At 68.8% G+C, this 17043-nt stretch carries 16 protein-coding genes; 12 read left to right on the top strand and 4 right to left on the bottom strand.

Translation table 11 applies throughout. From position 1 onward, the window contains the following. The first annotated feature begins 448 nt into the window (after positions 1-448). The gene (locus tag AB0E69_RS10400; RefSeq protein ID WP_360142437.1) at positions 449-622 is read left to right on the top strand and encodes a hypothetical protein; all 174 of its coding nucleotides are present in this window, start codon (positions 449-451) and stop codon (positions 620-622) included. 654 nt (positions 623-1276) lie between these two features. Here AB0E69_RS10400 and AB0E69_RS10395 read toward each other — a convergent pair. Further along, positions 1277-2932, bottom strand: a complete 1656-nt coding sequence (locus tag AB0E69_RS10395) for a bifunctional 3'-5' exonuclease/DNA polymerase (RefSeq protein WP_360142435.1) — start codon at positions 2930-2932, stop codon at positions 1277-1279. Between the two features lie 31 nt (positions 2933-2963). Further along, positions 2964-3878, bottom strand: a complete 915-nt coding sequence (locus tag AB0E69_RS10390; protein ID WP_360142433.1) for a GNAT family N-acetyltransferase — start codon at positions 3876-3878, stop codon at positions 2964-2966. 76 nt (positions 3879-3954) lie between these two features. Between AB0E69_RS10390 and AB0E69_RS10385 the strand changes: the two genes are divergently transcribed. The 5 genes from AB0E69_RS10385 to AB0E69_RS10365 all read left to right on the top strand — a co-directional run bounded on the left by AB0E69_RS10385 (position 3955) and on the right by AB0E69_RS10365 (position 8284). Then, on the top strand, positions 3955-5307 hold the full coding sequence (locus tag AB0E69_RS10385; protein ID WP_360142431.1) for a PLP-dependent aminotransferase family protein: 1353 nt from the start codon (positions 3955-3957) through the stop codon (positions 5305-5307). A 72-nt stretch (positions 5308-5379) separates the two neighbouring features. Continuing rightward, complete coding sequence (gene pdxS, locus AB0E69_RS10380) at positions 5380-6279, top strand: pyridoxal 5'-phosphate synthase lyase subunit PdxS (protein ID WP_360142429.1); 900 nt, start codon at positions 5380-5382, stop codon at positions 6277-6279. Positions 6280-6288: 9 nt separating this feature from the next. Next, a complete protein-coding gene (locus AB0E69_RS10375) occupies positions 6289-6855 on the top strand; it encodes a hypothetical protein (protein WP_360142427.1) in 567 nt (188 codons plus the stop codon). 34 nt (positions 6856-6889) lie between these two features. Next, positions 6890-7489 (top strand): pyridoxal 5'-phosphate synthase glutaminase subunit PdxT, encoded by a 600-nt coding sequence (pdxT, locus tag AB0E69_RS10370; protein ID WP_360142425.1) that lies wholly within the window; start codon positions 6890-6892, stop codon positions 7487-7489. A gap of 33 nt (positions 7490-7522) precedes the next feature. Beyond that, positions 7523-8284 (top strand): YebC/PmpR family DNA-binding transcriptional regulator, encoded by a 762-nt coding sequence (locus AB0E69_RS10365; protein WP_360142423.1) that lies wholly within the window; start codon positions 7523-7525, stop codon positions 8282-8284. Here AB0E69_RS10365 and AB0E69_RS10360 read toward each other — a convergent pair whose 3' ends face one another. Both AB0E69_RS10360 and AB0E69_RS10355 read right to left on the bottom strand, forming a co-directional pair. Continuing rightward, a complete protein-coding gene (locus AB0E69_RS10360; RefSeq protein WP_360142421.1) occupies positions 8285-9097 on the bottom strand; it encodes a hypothetical protein in 813 nt (270 codons plus the stop codon). A gap of 133 nt (positions 9098-9230) precedes the next feature. Continuing rightward, positions 9231-12215: a S8 family peptidase gene (locus AB0E69_RS10355; protein WP_360142419.1), complete on the bottom strand. Its 2985-nt coding sequence runs from the start codon at positions 12213-12215 to the stop codon at positions 9231-9233. Between the two features lie 142 nt (positions 12216-12357). Here AB0E69_RS10355 and AB0E69_RS10350 point away from each other — a divergent pair, with 142 nt between their 5' ends. From AB0E69_RS10350 to yajC, 6 genes are all read left to right on the top strand, one after another. Beyond that, positions 12358-12822, top strand: coding sequence for a hotdog fold domain-containing protein (locus AB0E69_RS10350; protein WP_360142417.1), 465 nt, complete (start codon positions 12358-12360; stop codon positions 12820-12822). A 9-nt stretch (positions 12823-12831) separates the two neighbouring features. Next, a complete protein-coding gene (locus AB0E69_RS10345) occupies positions 12832-13992 on the top strand; it encodes a GNAT family N-acetyltransferase (protein WP_360142415.1) in 1161 nt (386 codons plus the stop codon). A gap of 70 nt (positions 13993-14062) precedes the next feature. Then, complete coding sequence (gene ruvC, locus AB0E69_RS10340; RefSeq protein WP_360142413.1) at positions 14063-14659, top strand: crossover junction endodeoxyribonuclease RuvC; 597 nt, start codon at positions 14063-14065, stop codon at positions 14657-14659. Next, complete coding sequence (gene ruvA / locus AB0E69_RS10335) at positions 14656-15258, top strand: Holliday junction branch migration protein RuvA (RefSeq protein WP_360142411.1); 603 nt, start codon at positions 14656-14658, stop codon at positions 15256-15258. The genes ruvC and ruvA overlap by 4 nt, the downstream gene beginning before the upstream one ends. A 13-nt stretch (positions 15259-15271) precedes the next feature. Beyond that, the gene (gene ruvB / locus AB0E69_RS10330; RefSeq protein WP_360142409.1) at positions 15272-16327 is read left to right on the top strand and encodes a Holliday junction branch migration DNA helicase RuvB; all 1056 of its coding nucleotides are present in this window, start codon (positions 15272-15274) and stop codon (positions 16325-16327) included. A gap of 253 nt (positions 16328-16580) precedes the next feature. Further along, positions 16581-17027 (top strand): preprotein translocase subunit YajC, encoded by a 447-nt coding sequence (gene yajC / locus AB0E69_RS10325; protein WP_360142407.1) that lies wholly within the window; start codon positions 16581-16583, stop codon positions 17025-17027. The last annotated feature ends 16 nt before the right edge of the window (positions 17028-17043 follow it).

The following is a 17043-nucleotide window of genomic DNA, read 5'->3' as shown; positions in this document are numbered from 1 at the left end:
GAACCCTGCCTATGCCAACGGCAATCCCACCCTGTGCACCCAGCCAGTCCCACCAACCAGCCACGATCGTCGGCCCGGCCGACGATCTCACTGACGAGACTAGCGCCTGGTTCCGACCAGCAATACCCAAACGCCCTCAACGACGTCGGCTCATTGGTTGGCGCCTTTGGCGCCACGCGCCACAATCAATTGATTCACTATGGGTCTCGGTTTGCCGGAGACAAGACCCCATCCGCAAAGGTGGCCGACTGGTGGTCGATTGTGGTTCCGCCAGAGCAGTTCAACGGGGAGTTGAACAGGATCAGGGTGCGGTGCTGAGAGATGCTTGATTCGCCGGTGGAGATTGAATTTCCGGCTTATCTTAAGGGGTATGAGTTGGAGACAGAATCCAAGGGTTACCTCGTAGGTCTTGTGCTCCGGAGCGGGCGGCGTGAGTGGAGCGTGACGGGTGTACGACCCGGTGCGGTTCGCTCAGGAGGTGGCCGACGAGGTCCGGCTTGAAGGATATTTCGCTGTTGGGAACACGCTGATTGTTTCTGAGGTGACGCGCGAGGCGATCGTCGGCGCAGTTTCTACCATCAGTGAGGAGGAACTCGGGTCTTTCGTGCAGAATCCGAGATGACGTCGGCTGTGATTCTGATGATGTTGGGCAGCTCGGTGAGTCGGCCGCGGCAGCCGGTGGCGGGGATTTTCCAGTTCCTGAGTGGCCGACTGCTCGTTCGACGGCTGATCGCCGGGTGGAGATGGTGCGGTTGACGGTTTGTTTGTGGCCGGTGAGGTCGTGGTATTTGCTGCGTTTGTACGGGACGGTGGCGGCGGTGCCGATGTAGGCGGCGTCGGCGTACCAACTGTAGTCGTTCAGGACTGGCTCCCCAGCCGCTCGCTGGAGTAGTTGTGCATCTGTGTGCGCGGCTCCCGGTCGGCACCGGCGGGCCGTCGACGAGGATGTCGCGGTTGACGAACACGCTGGTAAGTTCGGGTTCGTGCAGGCAGAGGACCCTGGTCGAGCAGCGGCGTGATGGAGCGGTACGTCGGCTAACACCGACTGGGGAAACGTTCTGCTGCAGGTACATCTGCGCCAGCGCGCCACCTGCCGGTACAACCCCAAGGTCGGCGGTCGGGCCACCGTCCGTGGCCGCACCCAGGGAAACCTCCGGCCGGCCGCTGAGCCAGCCACCACTTTGAATTTGTCTTTTCTCTGTTCTTTTTCCTTAATCTCTTTCCCTGAAAGCCTAGCCTGAGACTTTGAATAACCCTCTTTCTTGAGGGTGGTTTGTTACTTCGCGTCGGCGTAGGTTTTCGCGGTGGTGGTGGTGAAGGAGAAGTTGGTGGGGGTGGGGCCGAAGGTTAGGGTGCCGGCCAGGTTGCTGGCGGATTGGATTTCGGCCGCTACTTGGGCGGCTTCTTCGGTGGGGCAGTGGATTATTACTTCGTCGTGTTGGAAGAAGACTAGTTCGGCTTTCAAGCCGGTTAGGGATTGGCGGAGGGCTGCGAGCATTAGGAGGGCCCAGTCGGCGGCGCTGCCTTGGACTACGAAGTTTCTGGTGAAGCGGCCCCAGGAGCGGGCTCGGCGGGGGTCTGTGAGGGGGAGGTCGGTGGCTGGGCCTTCTAGGTAGGCGTCGTCGACGGGGTGGCCTAGGGGTGGGCTTGTGCGGCCCAGGTAGGTGCGGACCAGGCGGCCGTCTTCGCCGGCTCTCGCGGCGTCGTCTACGTAGGCGACGGCGATCGGGAAACGTTTGCGGAGCATGGCTAGGTTTTTGAGGCCGTCCCCGGAGGTTTGGCCGTAGATCGCTCCCAGGATGGCGACCTTGGCTTGGGCCCTGTCGCCGGAGAACGCTTCGTCGGAGACGGCTTTGTAGAGGTCGCCGGGGTCGCTGGCTACCTGCATCAACGCCGGGTCTCGGGAGATCGCTGCGAGGATGCGTGGCTCCAACTGGGAGGCGTCGGCCACGACGAGGGACCAGCCAGGGTCGGCTACCACCGCCCGGCGGATGACCTTCGGGATCTGGAGGCCGCCGCCGCCGTTGGTGATCCAGCGGCCGGAGACGGTGCCGCCGGGGACGAAGCCGGGGCGGAAGCGGCCGTCGTGGACCCAGTCGTTGAGCCAGGTCCAGCCGTTCGCGGTATAGATCCGGTAGAGCTTCTTGTACTCGATCAGCGGCGCCACGGCCGGGTGGTCGATCTGCTCGAGCTCCCAGCGACGGGTGGACTTGAGCTGGTGGCCGGCGGTCTTGAAGGCCTTCAGGATATCCGCGGGCAACTCCGGGCGTACGCGGTGGCCGAACGCGGTGGAGATCTCCTCGGCGAGCTCGGTCAGTCGGCGAGGTTCGCCCGTACCGCCGAAGCGTTCGCCGAGCAGCTCCGTCAGCAGCTTGCGGTGCTCCTCCGCGCTCCACGGGAGACCGGCCTGGTCCATCTCGGCGGCGATCAGCATCGCGGACGATTCCGATGCCGTGAGCAACCGCATGCGGTCCGGGTACTCCGTTTGCGCGTGCCGAGCCAACTGGTCGGCGTACACGCGCAGGAGGGCTTCGAACGGCACCGACTCAGTGGGTACGTCGAACAGCGACGACTGCTCACCCGGTACGACGGCCCGCAAGGGCGGATCGGGCGGGACTGGCCGACCGCTCAACCGGGCCCAGGCCGCGGCGGCCGATCGCGGCTCGCCCAGACGGCCGAAGTGGCCGAGCAGCAGACCCTCGGTGTTCTCGATGTCGTAGCAGCGTTCGACCCGTACGCCGGCAGCCAGCAACCGCGGATAGATCTCAGCCGTCGACCGCCAGACCCAGCGGGTGACGTGTGGACGGGCGGCAACGGAGCTCACCAGCGAAGGTTCGTGCAAGATCTCCCCGGCGGGCTGACCGTCCGGGTGCAGTCGGACGAGGATCGCGCCGGCGCCGTCAGTTGGCGCGATCAACCACCGTTCGTCCATGACTAGATCTTCACATTCGCCGCCGACAACTTCAGAAGTCGATGCGCATGACGACGCGGCGGTTGCCCGGCCGGCTTACCTCTGTGTAGCCGGCGCTGGTGAACATCGTCAGGGTGCCGACGGAGCCGCCGTCGACCAGGTCTGGGTAGCCCTCGATCGAGCCTGCGCCGGCGCGACGGGCGTGGTCGACGGTGGCGGCGGCCAGTGCGGTAGCTATTCCGCGGCGGCGGTAGCCGGCTCGGGTGACGAAGCAGGTGACGGCCCAGACTGTGGGGTCGGTCTTGTCTTCGGTGCGGTCCTGCCACGGGACGCGGAAGTCGCGGAGCAACCGAGGGTGGCCTGCTCGTGGCGCGACGGCGCACCAGCCGACTGGTTCGCCGTCGAGGTAGGCAACCAACCCGGTCGTACCAGGACCGGAGGTCTGGTCGCGGAGGCGGGCGGAGAGTTCTTCAGGTCCCTCGGACGCCCACGATTCGCCCGGGAGCATGCGGAAGCGTTGGCACCAGCAGCGGCTGGTGTCGCCGCCGGCGAAGATCGCCTCGAGATCCTCCCAGGTTGCCTGGTTGGCGGGGACGATGGTGAGTTGTGCGGGGTCGACCGGTTCCCGGGAGCCGCGTGGGCGGCGAGCAGGCGCACGCTTGGTGGTCGGACGCTTGACCGGGGTCTCGAAGGTGAAGCGGATGGTTACCTCGTCGCCCACGTCGATGCCGGCCGGCTTGCGTACGGCGTCTTTCAGGGGCACCAGGTAGCCGCCGTCCCGTGACCACAGGGCGGTCTTGAACGCAGTCGACCCGAGCTCGGCGCGGATCTTCGCCATCCCCCAGCCGAACCCGGCCGCCAGCGCCGCCTCCCGCAACGAAGCGACGTCGGAGGGCGGGACAAGCGCGAAGAAGTACGGCGCCGGCCCGCGCCACTCGATGACCTCACCGGTGAACTCGTGGTCCATGGCCCGATGCTAAACCGCATTCCGGACACAAGCCTTCCGGAACCGGCGATCAGGCCAATAGTGCGAGACTGGACTTATGTGGCGGACCGGGGACCTGGAAGCGGCCGACGGGACCAAGACCGAGCAGGTCGAGGGCCTGGTGCTCCGGCGCATCGAGCGTGGTGAGCTGGCGATCGGGTCGCGGCTCCCGTCCGAGCGGGTGCTGGCCGAGCGGCTGGGTGTCAGCCGGGTGACCGTCGTACGGGCGTTGGAGAACCTGCGGCGCGACGGCGTACTGGAGACCAAGCGTGGCTCCGGGACCGTCGTACGGCCACTGGACCGTTTGCTGGACCCCATCGCGCCGGCGTCGACCGTGACCGCGGGGGACCAGCCGGTACTAGACCTACGGTTCGCCACGACCGCGGCGCCGCATGACGTGGCTGAGGCGCTGGCGCAACTCATAGACGACGGGCTGCCACAGGCCATGGGTGGGGACGGACCACCTCCGGGCGGCTCACAGGAGCTACGAGAGGCACTGGCGGGCCGGCTGACCACAGAGGGTGTTCCGACCGAGCCGGACCAACTGACTCTCACCGTGGGTGCAGCAGCCGGGCTGAACGCGGCCCTGGCCGGGCTGGACCTCGGACCGGGCGTAGCGATCACCGAGACACCGACGTACCCGGCTGCCTTCGACCTGCTGCGCAAGCACCGGCTGGACGTCGCCGGCTGGCCTGCAGGGGTCTGGGACACCGACCAGCTCGCCCACCTGTGCAGACGGCACCGGCCAAAGGTCATCTACCTGCAGGCCGACAACCACAACCCGACTGGGCTCAGCATCCCGGCGGACCGGCGCCAAACCGTCATAGAGATCGCAAGACGGTACGGCGCTGCCCTGATCAGCGACGAGACCATGCGGCCGCTGTGGCTGGCGAGCGCCCAACAAGCGGAGCCGCTCAGCCGCTATCCCAGGACGGTAAGCGTCGGGTCGCTGTCCAAGACCGTGTGGGGTGGGCTGCGGGTTGGCTGGGTCAGGACCGGCAAGCAGCTCAGGCGACGGATCAACACGGCCGCACAGCTGTCCGTAGCGTCGCCGAGCGCGCTGGACGACCTCCTGGCCCGGGCGATTGTCCCGAAGCTGGACAAGGTGATCGGCCGCCGCAGGACGCGTCTCAGAGCGAACCTGCAGGCCCTGGAGGCCGGCCTCCACACCCTGCCAGGTGTGGCGTGGGCCACGCCCACAGGCGGTATGACGCTCTGGCTGGAGCTGACCGAGACGCGAGCGCGCAGAGTGCTGGACGCAGCGCGCGAGCAGAACCTGCTGCTCGGCGCAGGCGACCTCTTCACGCCGGAGGGCAGTGACCGCAGGCACATCAGGATCCCGTTCACCGCGCCGCCGGCGACGCTCCGGCTGGTGACCGCACGACTCCAGCACGCACTTAAGTCCACTTGATCCGAGGTGGACTGAAGATCGATGCCCACCACCTCCTAACCTGGGAAGCAGACAGACGATCAGGAGGATGCAGTGACCGAGAACGAGACTCCCCGGACCGGCACCGCCAAGGTCAAGCGCGGCATGGCCGAGATGCTCAAGGGCGGCGTGATCATGGACGTCGTCACCCCGGAGCAGGCCAAGATCGCCGAGGACGCCGGCGCGGTCGCGGTGATGGCGCTGGAGCGGGTCCCGGCCGACATCCGCGCGCAGGGCGGCGTCTCCCGGATGAGCGACCCGGACATGATCGACGGCATCATCAACACCGTCTCGATCCCGGTGATGGCGAAGGCCCGGATCGGTCACTTCGTCGAGGCGCAGGTGCTGCAGAGCCTCGGCGTCGACTACATCGACGAGTCCGAGGTGCTCACCCCGGCCGACTACGCGAACCACATCGACAAGTGGAACTTCACCGTCCCCTTCGTCTGTGGCGCGACCAACCTGGGCGAGGCGCTGCGCCGGATCACCGAGGGCGCGGCGATGATCCGCTCCAAGGGCGAGGCCGGTACCGGTGACGTGTCCAACGCGACCACCCACATGCGCCAGATCCGCCAGGAGATCCGCAAGCTGCAGAGCCTCCCCGAGGACGAGCTGTTCGTCGCCGCCAAGGAGCTGCAGGCGCCGTACGAGCTGGTCAAGGAGGTCGCGGCGCTCGGCAAGCTGCCGGTGGTGCTCTTCACGGCGGGTGGCATCGCGACCCCGGCCGACGCGGCGATGATGATGCAGCTGGGCGCCGAGGGCGTGTTCGTCGGCTCGGGCATCTTCAAGTCCGGCAACCCGGCGCAGCGCGCCGAGGCGATCGTCAAGGCCACGACGTTCTACGACGACCCGGACGTGCTCGCCAAGGTCTCCCGTGGGCTGGGCGAGGCCATGGTCGGCATCAACGTCGACGAGATCCCGCAGCCGCACCGCCTCGCCGAGCGCGGCTGGTAGCGGACAACGGTGACCGAGAGCTTGCAAGCGGTCGACGAGCGGACCGCCCGGGAGCTGCGCGGCCTGGCGCGGGTCCTGGTGCGGTCCGGGTACGCCGACCACGCGACGATCACCGCTGCGCTGACAGAGGCGGTTCGTGAGGACGCACCGGCGATCGACCCCGCCGGGCTGGTGCCGCTGCTGATCGGTGAGGCCGTCGTGGACGTCAATGCAGAGGCGGAGGACTGGCCTGCGACCACGGACCCGGACCGGCTGGACGCCGTACTGCAGGAGCTCGAGCGGCTGGGACTGGTGGTGGTCCGGTACACGTCAGACCACCACGCGGCCAAGCGTGAGCTCGAAAAGGCGGACGACCCGCAGGGGCTGGTGTTCTTCACCGACACCGACGTCTGGCACGCCGTCGACTTCGGCATGCTCGAGCTGAAGGTCTGGCACCCCGACACGGCCAACGTCGCCCCCGGTGAGCCCCTGCTGGAGAGCGTCCTGGCGCTCCTGAACGACCACAACCTCCCGTCGACCTTCGATGAGGGCCGCATCGAGGTCACCCTCAACTGGCAACGCCGGGTGGAGCTGTGACGCCGGCACCCGAGGAGCACCTGAAGGAGGAGCAGTGAGCAAGCCCGTGATCGGCGTGTTCGCGTTGCAGGGCAACGTGCGCGAGCACGTGGCGATGCTGACCACGGTCGGTGCCGAGGCGCGTCCGGTACGGCGGCCCAGCGAGCTGGAGCAGGTCGACGCGATGGTGCTGCCGGGTGGTGAGTCGACCACGATGGACAAGCTGGCCCGCGCGTTCGAGCTGTTCGAGCCGTTGCAGAAGCGGATCGCGGACGGGATGCCGGTGTTCGGGACCTGCGCCGGGATGATCATGCTGGCCAACGAGATCACCGGCGGGATCGACGGGCAGGAGACGCTCGGCGGGCTGGATGTGACGGTCCGGCGGAACGCGTTCGGGCGGCAGGTGGACTCGTTCGAGGCGGACCTGGAGTTCGCCGCGTTCGAGACGCCGTACCACGCCGTGTTCATCCGCGCACCGTGGGTGGAACGCGTCGGCCGCGACGTCGAGGTACTGTCGACAGTGAGCTCGGGCCCCGCCACGGGTAGGATCGTCGCGGTCCGCCATGATCGGCTGCTCGCCACGTCGTTCCACCCGGAGCTGACCGGGGACGCGCGGCTGCACGGCTACTTCGCCGAGCTGGTCAGGGCCCGCTGAGTCGTTGTTGGTAGGTAGAAGGGTTGGTTCGCCATGTCAGGCCACTCCAAGTGGGCCACCACGAAGCACAAGAAGGCCGTCATCGACGCGAAGCGCGGCAAGCTCTTCGCGAAGCTGATCAAGAACATCGAGGTGGCCGCCCGGATGGGCGGTGGTGACCCCGGCGGGAACCCGACCCTGTACGACGCCATCCAGAAGGCGAAGAAGTCCTCGGTCCCGAACGACAACATCGACCGCGCGGTCAAGCGCGGATCCGGTGCCGAGGCGGGCGGCGCGGAGTACCAGACGATCATGTACGAGGGCTACGGCCCGAACGGCGTGGCGATGCTGGTCGAGTGCCTGACCGACAACCGGAACCGGGCCGCCGCGGACGTCCGGACGGCGATGTCGCGCAACGGCGGCTCGCTCGCCGACCCGAACTCGGTCGCCTACCTGTTCAACCGCAAGGGCGTCATCGTCCTGAACAAGGAGCAGGACGGCCGGTCGCTGTCCGAGGACGACGTGATGGAGGCGGTCCTGGAGGCCGGCGCCGACGAGGTCAACGACCTCGGCGAGTCCTGGGAGGTCATCACCGAGGCCACCGACCTGGTCGCCACCCGGACGGCGCTGCAGGACGCGGGGATCGACTACGAGTCCGCGGACGCGCAGTTCGTCCCGTCGATGACGGTCGAGCTGGACGCCGACGGCGCCGGCAAGATCTTCCGCCTGATCGACGCTCTCGAGGACAGCGACGACGTCCAGAACGTCTACGCCAACTTCGACGTGAGCGACGAGATCATGGAGAAGGTCGGCTAGTCAGAGCGAGTCCAGGGCGTCCCCGTCGATCACCTGGTCGGCCGGGGGCGCCTTCGGCGGTACGACGTGGTCGTACTCGGTGAAGGTCAGTTCGGTGCCGGGCGCGTCGAACCGGATCGGGTACGCCGTCGCCCGGGCGATCCAGACCGTGACGTCGCTGTCGCCGAGACCGATGCACGTCACACCGGCCACGGTCTGCCGGCCCTTCTTCTTCACGCCGGTCGGGTCGCCGGATTCGCTGTCCACGAACAGCGTGTCGTAGAAGCCGCTCTTCCGGGCGAAGACGGCGAGCTCGCGGAAGTCCTTGTTGCTCGTGGTCGTCTTGATCCAGCGGCCGTTGATCAGCTGGGTGATGGCTTTGGCCTCGGCCTTCGACTTGGCATGGTGACGCCAGAACGCGTCGCTGAACCGCAGGTAGGCGGTTTGGCCCACGACGACGACCGAGAACCGGTCGCCGTTCATGCTGACCGTGCCGCCGCCGTCGGTCTGGGTCAGCCGGACGTCCATACCGATCCGGTCCTTGCCGCTGGTCATGGTTCCCTGCACGTGCACGCTCCGCACAGCCTTGGCCGCCGCCTCCGTCTTGGCGGCGATCTGTGTCACCGAGAGCTTGCCGATGTCCACGGTGGGGGTCGGAGTCGGCTTGGGGGTGGGCGTAGGCGGCGGCGTGGACGGCGGTGCCGACGGAGTGGGTGTGCTGACCGTTGCCGGCGCCGGGACCGAGTTGGTGGCTGCGGTGGGGTGGTCGGTGTTCTTGCAGCCGGTGGCCAGGACGACCAAGAGGACGGCGAGAGCTGCGGTTCGTGCGGACATGGTTCCCCCTGGAGTCGTACGTCTACCAGGGAAGATGCACACGGGCAGGAAGAAGTTTGCCGTTGCGTGCCCGTGCAAAGGGTCCTCACCACCACAGGGCCTTCATCGAGATCGGCCGGGCCACCGGCCTGGTTCAGGCGTTGACCGCGATCACCGTCCGGCCGTAGGTGTTCGTGCCGTCGCCGTACGTCAGCGTGCCGAGGTACCGCGTCCCGGCGGTGAGCCCGGACCAGCTCGCTGTCACGGTGAACGGTGTGGCTGCCGTGACCGCCGCACTGGCCGGCGTCGCCGTCAGGTTGCCCGTCGCCGCGCCGACCGCCCAGTCGAACTCGCTGACCGCCTGTTGCGTGACGCCCGCCGGCAGCGCGAACTGATCGACGTACACGTCGTAGGAGCCCGCGGGGTTCGCCAGGTCGACCCGCTCCTGCGCGGTAGACCCCGAGCTGGACCCGACCAGAGTGTTCGTCCCCGCGGTGTACACGAAGAGATCGAGATCAGTCCCCGCCTGTACGTCGGAGTCGAACGTCGCGAACCGCGCCAGCTTCGTCCCCGCAGGCACCGTCACCGTGAACTTGGCCGTGTGCGGACCAACCGCCGGCGAACCGGTCGGGAACGACGTACCACCGGCCGTCAGCGTCGCAGTGTGCTGCGCTCCGGCTGCGAGCCCCGCCACCGTGGTTTGAAGCGTCCCGATGTACCCAGGCGTGACCGTGATACCCGTCGACCCGGACTGACCGGTGAGCGTGACCTCGGAAACGGCCTTCGCGCCGACCGGCCGCACCACGAGCTGGCTGCGTACCGAGTGCGTACCGTCGCTCCACTGCAAGCTACCGGTCGTGTACACGTCGTACGCCGCGGTCGTACGGCTGAAGGTCACCTTGTACGACGCCGACCGGCCGGGCGCGACCGTCAGCGTGCTCGGCGACACCGCCACCGTGACCCCCGGCGGTGCCGTCACGGCCGCCTTGTACGTCGCCCGCTTGGTGCCGACGTTGGTCACGGTCCGGGTCACCGTCTGCGACCCGGCGAGGTCACCGATGGCGATGTTCGGCGTGTTCAGGTCGCTCGGGTCCCGGGTGCCGAAGAGCTTGCACAGCAGGTTCGTGCTCGGCAGTTCGCCGGTGCCGCAGAGGAACCGGGTCCAGTCGATCGGACCGCTGTTGTAGACGAGGCCCGGGTCGGCCGCCGAGTTCGGCGTCACCTGGCCGGACCCGTAGTCGAGCGGACCGGCGTTCGGGATCGGGTTGCCCTTGTTGTCCAGCGTCGACGCACTCGTCATCAGCGCGGACTTGATCATCATCGGCGTCCAGGTCGGGTGCAGCTGCCGGAGCAGCGCCGCGATCCCGGTGATGTGCGGCGCGGCCATCGACGTACCGGACTCGAAGTTGAAGTTGAGGCCGCCGGACGCGGGGGAGACGGCGGCGAGCACGTCCACGCCGGGCGCCATGATGTCGGGCTTGAGCAGGTCGCCCGCGCCGGCCAGCGCCGGGCCGCGGGAGGAGAAACCGGCCACGGCAGGCGCCTCGGCGCCCACGACCTTCGTGCCGGCCGACAGGCTGGCGGTGGCGCCCGGGCTGGCGTTCACGTAGGCCTTGATCGCGGCGCCGTCGACGTCGCTCACGTGCACGGTCGGCAGCGTGTGCAGGTCGGCGTTCAGCGAGTTCGGGCTGGTGTTGGCGAGCACCATGCCGACACCGCCGGCCTCCCGGACCGCCTTGCTCTTGTCCGTGCGGTCGTTGGTACCCCGGTCGCAGACGACGATCTTGCCGGCCACGAGGGCCGGGTCGAGGTACCCCTGCGGACGCGCAGGGTCCCACGTCTTCGAGAAGCACAACCGCGTCCCCGTCGCCGCCGCCCCGGCCTGCCCAGCGCTCGTCGAGAGGATGATCGGACTGCTCGGCACCGCGGCGCCGATACCGGCACCGGTGTACGACGCGCCGTTGCCGAGTGTGACCGTCGCCTGGAACTGGCGGTCGTGGGTACCGGCGGCGACCGTGGTCAGCCACGGCGAGTTGTGCGCGACCGTGGCGCTGCCCGGTCCGCTGTTGCCGGCCGACGCGGACACGAAGATCCCCGCGGCGGCGGCGTACAGGAACTCGACCTCGACCGGGTCGACGTCGCTGGTCTGGCTGCCGGAGACCGAGTAGTTGATCACGTCCACGCCGTCGAGGATCGCGTCCTCGATCGCCTGGACCAGGTCGGCGGTGCTGCCGGACGCGCTGGCGCCGGTGTGCCACAACGCCTTGTAGACGGCGATCCTGGCCGCCGGCGCCATCCCGCTGCCCTTGCCGAGCGAGTTGCCGTTGACAACCATGTCGGTGTTGTAGTCGCCGGCCGCGGTGGACGCGGTGTGCGAGCCGTGGCCGTTGATGTCGCGCGGCGAGGCGACCTCGTTCACGTACGGCGCGGCCTTCACCGTGGCGTCGCCGCCGATGCCGGCGTTGTAGTACCGCGCGCCGACGATCTTGTTGCTGCAGTTCGTGGTGGCCCACTGCTCGGCCGCGGCGCAGCTGCCGTGGAACCCGGTCAGCGGACCAGGGTTGGCGAGCGGCGCGAACGACGCGCTCTCCGGCCAGATGCCGCTGTCGATGTCGCCGATCACCAGGTTCTTGCCGCCGCCCGCCTTCGACGGGCCGCCGAGCTGCTCCCACAGGCCTCCGGGCTTGTCCAGTCCGAGGAAGCCCGGCGTACTCACGGTGTCGGCGGACCGGATCTCGTTCTTGCTGACGCTGAGTACGCCGGGCGTCCGGGCCAGCTGAGCGGCCTTGGACGCGGTCATGGTCGCGGCGAACCCGTTGAAGCCGATCGAGTAGTCGTAGAGCTTGGTGATGCCGGCCTGCCGCGCCACCGTGTCGTGCCGGGTCTTCAGGTAGCCGCGGTACCGGCCGGCGTCGGCGCTGCGGCCGTTGAACTTCGCACCGGACGACGGACGGGTCGCTTTGTACCCGCGCACGTTGCCGGTGTAGCCGGCCGCCGGCGTCTCGGCGAGCTGGACTATGTAGGTCGCGGTCGGTCCAGGACTCGGTGCGGCGACCGCCGGCTGAGCGGTGACGCCGGCGGCGAGGACCAGAGCCGCGGTGACAGACAGTGTCAGCGGGCGTGTGGCGAGGTTGAACATGGCGGTGTTCCCCCATCAGATGTGGCGCCGGGCGGGCGCTCCCCAAGGGCACACTGTGCCTCCTGGTCGCGGGCACGGGCAAGGGTTTGTTGCCCGCAGCCACGGCTCGACGGTCAAGTGACTCGCGGGTAACATTCGCGGTATGGCGAGCCAGGTGCTGCAGATGTGGGAGCGGTTGCGCGGGGTGCCCGGGGGCGAGCGGGTGTTCTCGCTGGCGTTCACGTGGAAGGCGCCGTACTTCCGGTCGGTGCGGCCGCGGTTCGTGCAGGTGAGCCCGAACTATGCGGCGCTGCGGCTGCCCAAGCGGCGGGCCGTGCAGAACCACATCGGGACCGTGCACGCTATTGCCGTCTGCAACGGGTTGGAGGCGGCGATGGGTGCGCTGGCCGAGGCGACCGTGCCGGCGGGGAAGCGGTGGCTTCCGAAGGGCATGGAGGTGCAGTACCTCGCCAAGTCGACCTCTGACCTGACCTGCTCGGCGGAGACTGACCCGGCGGACTGGGCGACTGGCCCCGACGTACCGGTGCGGGTCAAGGCGACCAGGGACGACGGCACGGTCGTGGTGGAGGGAACAATTCACCTGTGGGTGACTGACCGGAAGTCGTAGGGTCGGCGGGTGACTGATTCCCTGCGGGTGGTGGATGTTGCCGAGGACCAGCTGGACTCGGTGTGGCAGGTGCGGACCAGGTCCTTCGGCCCTGGCGGCGACCGCGACGAGTGGCGCAAGACGGCGCTGGAGTTCCTCGACGACGGCCGGTACCTCGGTGTCGTCGACGGGGACGAACTGGTCGCCGCGGCCCGCATCTGGCCGTTCGAGCAGTGGTGGCACGGTCGGCGGGTCCAGCTCGGCGGAGTGGCCGGCGTTGTCGTGGCACCGGAGTACCGCGGCCGTGGTGTGGCCAGCCTGCTCATGCGTGCCGTGCTGCAGCGCTGCGTCGACAAGGGCTATCCACTCACTGCGCTCTACCCAGCGACCACAGTGCTCTACCGGCACCTCGGCTACGAGTTCGCCGGCCACCGGTACAAGTTCTCCTTCCAGGCGGCCGACCTGCGCACACTGGGCGGCAAAGGTACGGCGATCCGCAAGGCGGGCCCCGGCGACGCCGAGCTGTTCCTCCAGCTCGCGTCGAAAGCACATGAGGGCCAGCGCTCGAGCGGACCGCTGATCTGGCCGCTCAAACAGGTACAGGGGTGGCTGGAGGACGAGGACAACTTCGCGTACGTCGCCGACGACGGCTTTGTCGTCTACAACTGGTCCGACGGCGCCCTGGCCGTCGACGAGCTCATTGCCGGCTCCGAGGAGACCGCCCGGGCCCTGTGGGCCACCGTCGGCTCCGGTGCCTCCATAGCAAGGACAGTGCACGCGTACTGCGCTCCGTCCGACCCCATCCACCTGATGGTCGAGCACGAGGCCGACACAGACACCCGCATCAACCGCTGGATGCTCCGCATGATCGACGCTCCGGCCGCGATCGCGGCCCGTGGCTTCCCAGAAGTCACGGTCGAGGTCGACCTGCAGCTGGTCGACCAGGAGCTCGCGGGCAACACCGGTGGATGGCACCTGTCGGTCGCTGGGGGAGCAGGTCAGCTGACCCCAGCAGAGCCGAGTGTGGACGCCCTGCGGCTCGGCTCGCGGGGCCTGGCGGCCTTGTATGCCGGTACGCCGCTCGCCAGCCTCCGCGCAGCCGGTCTGGCCGCTGGTGGAACGCCGGAGGGCGACGACGCGCTGGATACCGCGTTCGGCGGGCCGACGCCGTACGTACTCGACTATTTCTGACGCGGCGAGTTGATTTCTCGCCGGGGCGCGCTCCGCTTAGGGTTGTCGAACAAACGTTCGGAGGTGATCCATGCGGGTGCTCGGCGTCGACCCGGGGCTGACCCGGTGCGGCCTCGGCGTGGTCGAGGGCACGCCCGGCAAGCCGCCGACGCTGGTCGCCGTCGGCGTGATCCGCACGCCGGCCGACCTGGACGTGGCCGAGCGGCTGGTCCAGATCGAGGCCGGTCTGGAGCGGTGGATCGCCGAGCATCAGCCGGACGCCGTCGCGGTGGAGCGAGTGTTCGCGCAGCAGAATGTGCGCACCGTGATGGGGACAGCGCAGGCGTCCGGGGTCGCGATGGTGGTCGCGGCCCGGCGTGGACTCCCGGTCGCGCTGCACACCCCGAGTGAGGTCAAGGCCGCGGTGACCGGGTCCGGGCGGGCCGGCAAGGAGCAGGTGACCACGATGGTCACCCGGATCCTCAGGCTGGCCGAGCGTCCGACCCCGGCCGACGCGGCCGACGCGCTGGCGCTGGCGATCTGCCACGTCTGGCGCGGTGGCGTGACGAGCAAGTTGCAGCAGGCCGCGGCGAGCCGGGCGAATCTGGAAGCGGCCGCCCAGGCCCAGTCGCGGTTGCAGGTGGCGAGATTGCGTGCCGCGGTCGCGGCGCAGGAAGGCAAGCGATGATCGCGTTCGTGCGGGGGCCGGTGGCGGCCATTGGGATCGACAGTGCGGTGGTCGAGGTCGGCGGCGTGGGCCTGCAGGTGTACTGCGACCCCGGCACGCTGGCCGGGTTGCGGCCGGGGCAGGAGGCCCGGATCGCGACGTCGATGGTGGTGCGGGAGGACTCGCTGACGCTGTACGGCTTCGCCGACGACGACGCGAAGAGCCTGTTCGAGCTGCTGCAGACCGCGTCCGGGGTGGGTCCGAGGCTGGCGCAGGCGGCGCTGGCGGTGCTCAGCCCGGACGAGCTGCGGCAGGCGGTCGCGACCGAGAACCTCGCCGTACTCGTGAAGGTTCCGGGGATCGGCAAGAAGGGCGCGCAGCGGATCGTGCTGGAGCTGAAGGACAAGATCGGTGCGCCGTCGAGGACGGTGACCGGGCGTCCGCTGCAGGCCCAGGAGGCGTGGCGCGAGCAGGTGCACGCCGGTCTGGTCGGCCTGGGCTGGTCCGCCCGGGACGCCGACGACGCGGTGACTGCGGTGTCGCCGTTGGCTGCCGACAGCCCGAATCCATCCGTTCCCGACCTGCTGCGTGCCGCGCTGCGCGTGCTGTCGAAGGCGTAGGACGGCGTAGAACATGGAGGACAACAACGTCCGGCCACTGGTGTCGGCGGACGCGGTGGATCTGGAGGAGCGCAAGATCGAGTCGGCGCTCCGGCCGCGCACGTTGGCCGAGTTCGGTGGCCAGCGCCGGGTGAGCGAGCAGCTCGAGCTGGTCCTGCACGCCGCCCGCGGCCGCAACCGGGCACCCGACCACGTGCTGCTCTCCGGTCCGCCAGGCCTTGGCAAGACGACGCTGGCGATGATCATTGCCAGCGAGCTCTCCGCGCCGCTGCGGGTGACGAGCGGTCCGGCGATCCAGCACGCCGGCGACCTGGCCGCGATCCTGTCCGGGCTGAGCGAGGGCGAAGTCCTGTTCCTGGACGAGATCCACCGGATGTCCCGGCCGGCCGAAGAGCTGCTCTACATGGCGATGGAGGACTTCCGCGTCGACGTGATCGTCGGCAAGGGCCCCGGCGCGACCGCGATCCCGCTGGAGATCCCGCCGTTCACGCTGGTCGGCGCGACCACCCGCGCGGGCCTGCTGCCGGGCCCGCTGCGGGACCGGTTCGGCTTCACCGGCCACCTCGAGTTCTACGAGGCCGCCGAGCTGGAGAAGATCGTGAACCGGTCGGCCGCGCTGCTCGAGGTCGACATCACCCCCGAAGCCGCGGCCGAGATCGCCTCCCGGTCCCGGGGTACGCCGCGGATCGCGAACCGGCTGCTCCGCCGCGTCCGCGACTATGCCGAAGTCCGCGCGGACGGCATCATCACGCTCGCGCTGTCCAGGTCGGCCCTCGAGCTGTACGAGGTGGACAAGATGGGCCTGGACCGGCTCGACCGGTCGGTGCTGGACGCCTTGTGCCGCCGGTTCGGCGGGGGACCGGTCGGTCTTTCCACCTTGGCGGTTGCGGTCGGCGAAGAACGTGAGACCGTGGAGGAAGTGGCCGAACCGTTCCTGGTCCGGTCGGGTTACCTGGCCCGTACGCCGCGCGGCCGCGTCGCCACGCCCGCGGCCTGGCGGCACATCGGGCTGAAGGTCCCCAAGGGCGCGACCTTCGCGGACACGCTCTTCGACTCCGACGAAGACTGAGCAGCACAAGGAGTTCGACCCCAACTGAAGAGTTCGACGGGCGGGAACGTCCACGGGCGCCGGAACGTAGACACTGCGTAACTGTTGTGTAGCGAGTAACTCAAACGTGACCCGGTGTCATGAGGCACTTGTTGCCGCCCAGGGTTAGACTCCCCGGTGGCCTGACCTCCAGGCCGTTCCGCTGCGACCTGCACGCTGTGAGCAGAGCGTGCCGGACGCCCGTACTCCCGATCGACGAAGGATTCTGAGACCGATGCAACTCCTCGCAGTACCACTGGCCTCCGGGGGCGGCGGCATCACGCTGCTGCTGCCGCTGATCCTGATCGTCGGGATGATCTGGTTCATGAGCCGCACGCAGCGCAAGCAGCGCGAGCGGCAGCAGCAAACCGTCGCCGCCCTGCGGCCCGGCACCAAGGTGATCACCACCAGCGGCCTGGTCGGCATCGTCGAGGAGACCGACGACGAGTACGTGACGCTCGAGATCTCCGAGGGCGTGCTGGTGCAGGTGGTCAAGGCCGCGGTCGGCCGGGTCATCCCGGACGAGGACGCCGCCGACGAGTCCGCCGTACCGGTGGAGGCCGCTGACGAGGCTGCGGACGAGGCCGCCGACAAGGACCCGGTCGACGTACCGGGTGCGAGCAAGACCGACGGCAAGGTGCAGGACGCGCCGAAGCTGCCGCCGACGCACACCGAGAACTGATTTCCGCCCACTACGG

The sequence above is a fragment of the Kribbella sp. NPDC026611 genome, from assembly GCF_040638345.1.
In the GTDB taxonomy this organism is placed as follows: Bacteria; Actinomycetota; Actinomycetes; order Propionibacteriales; family Kribbellaceae; genus Kribbella.
Note: the sequence above shows the minus strand (reverse complement) of the source record. Positions and strands in the feature narration are given on the sequence as shown.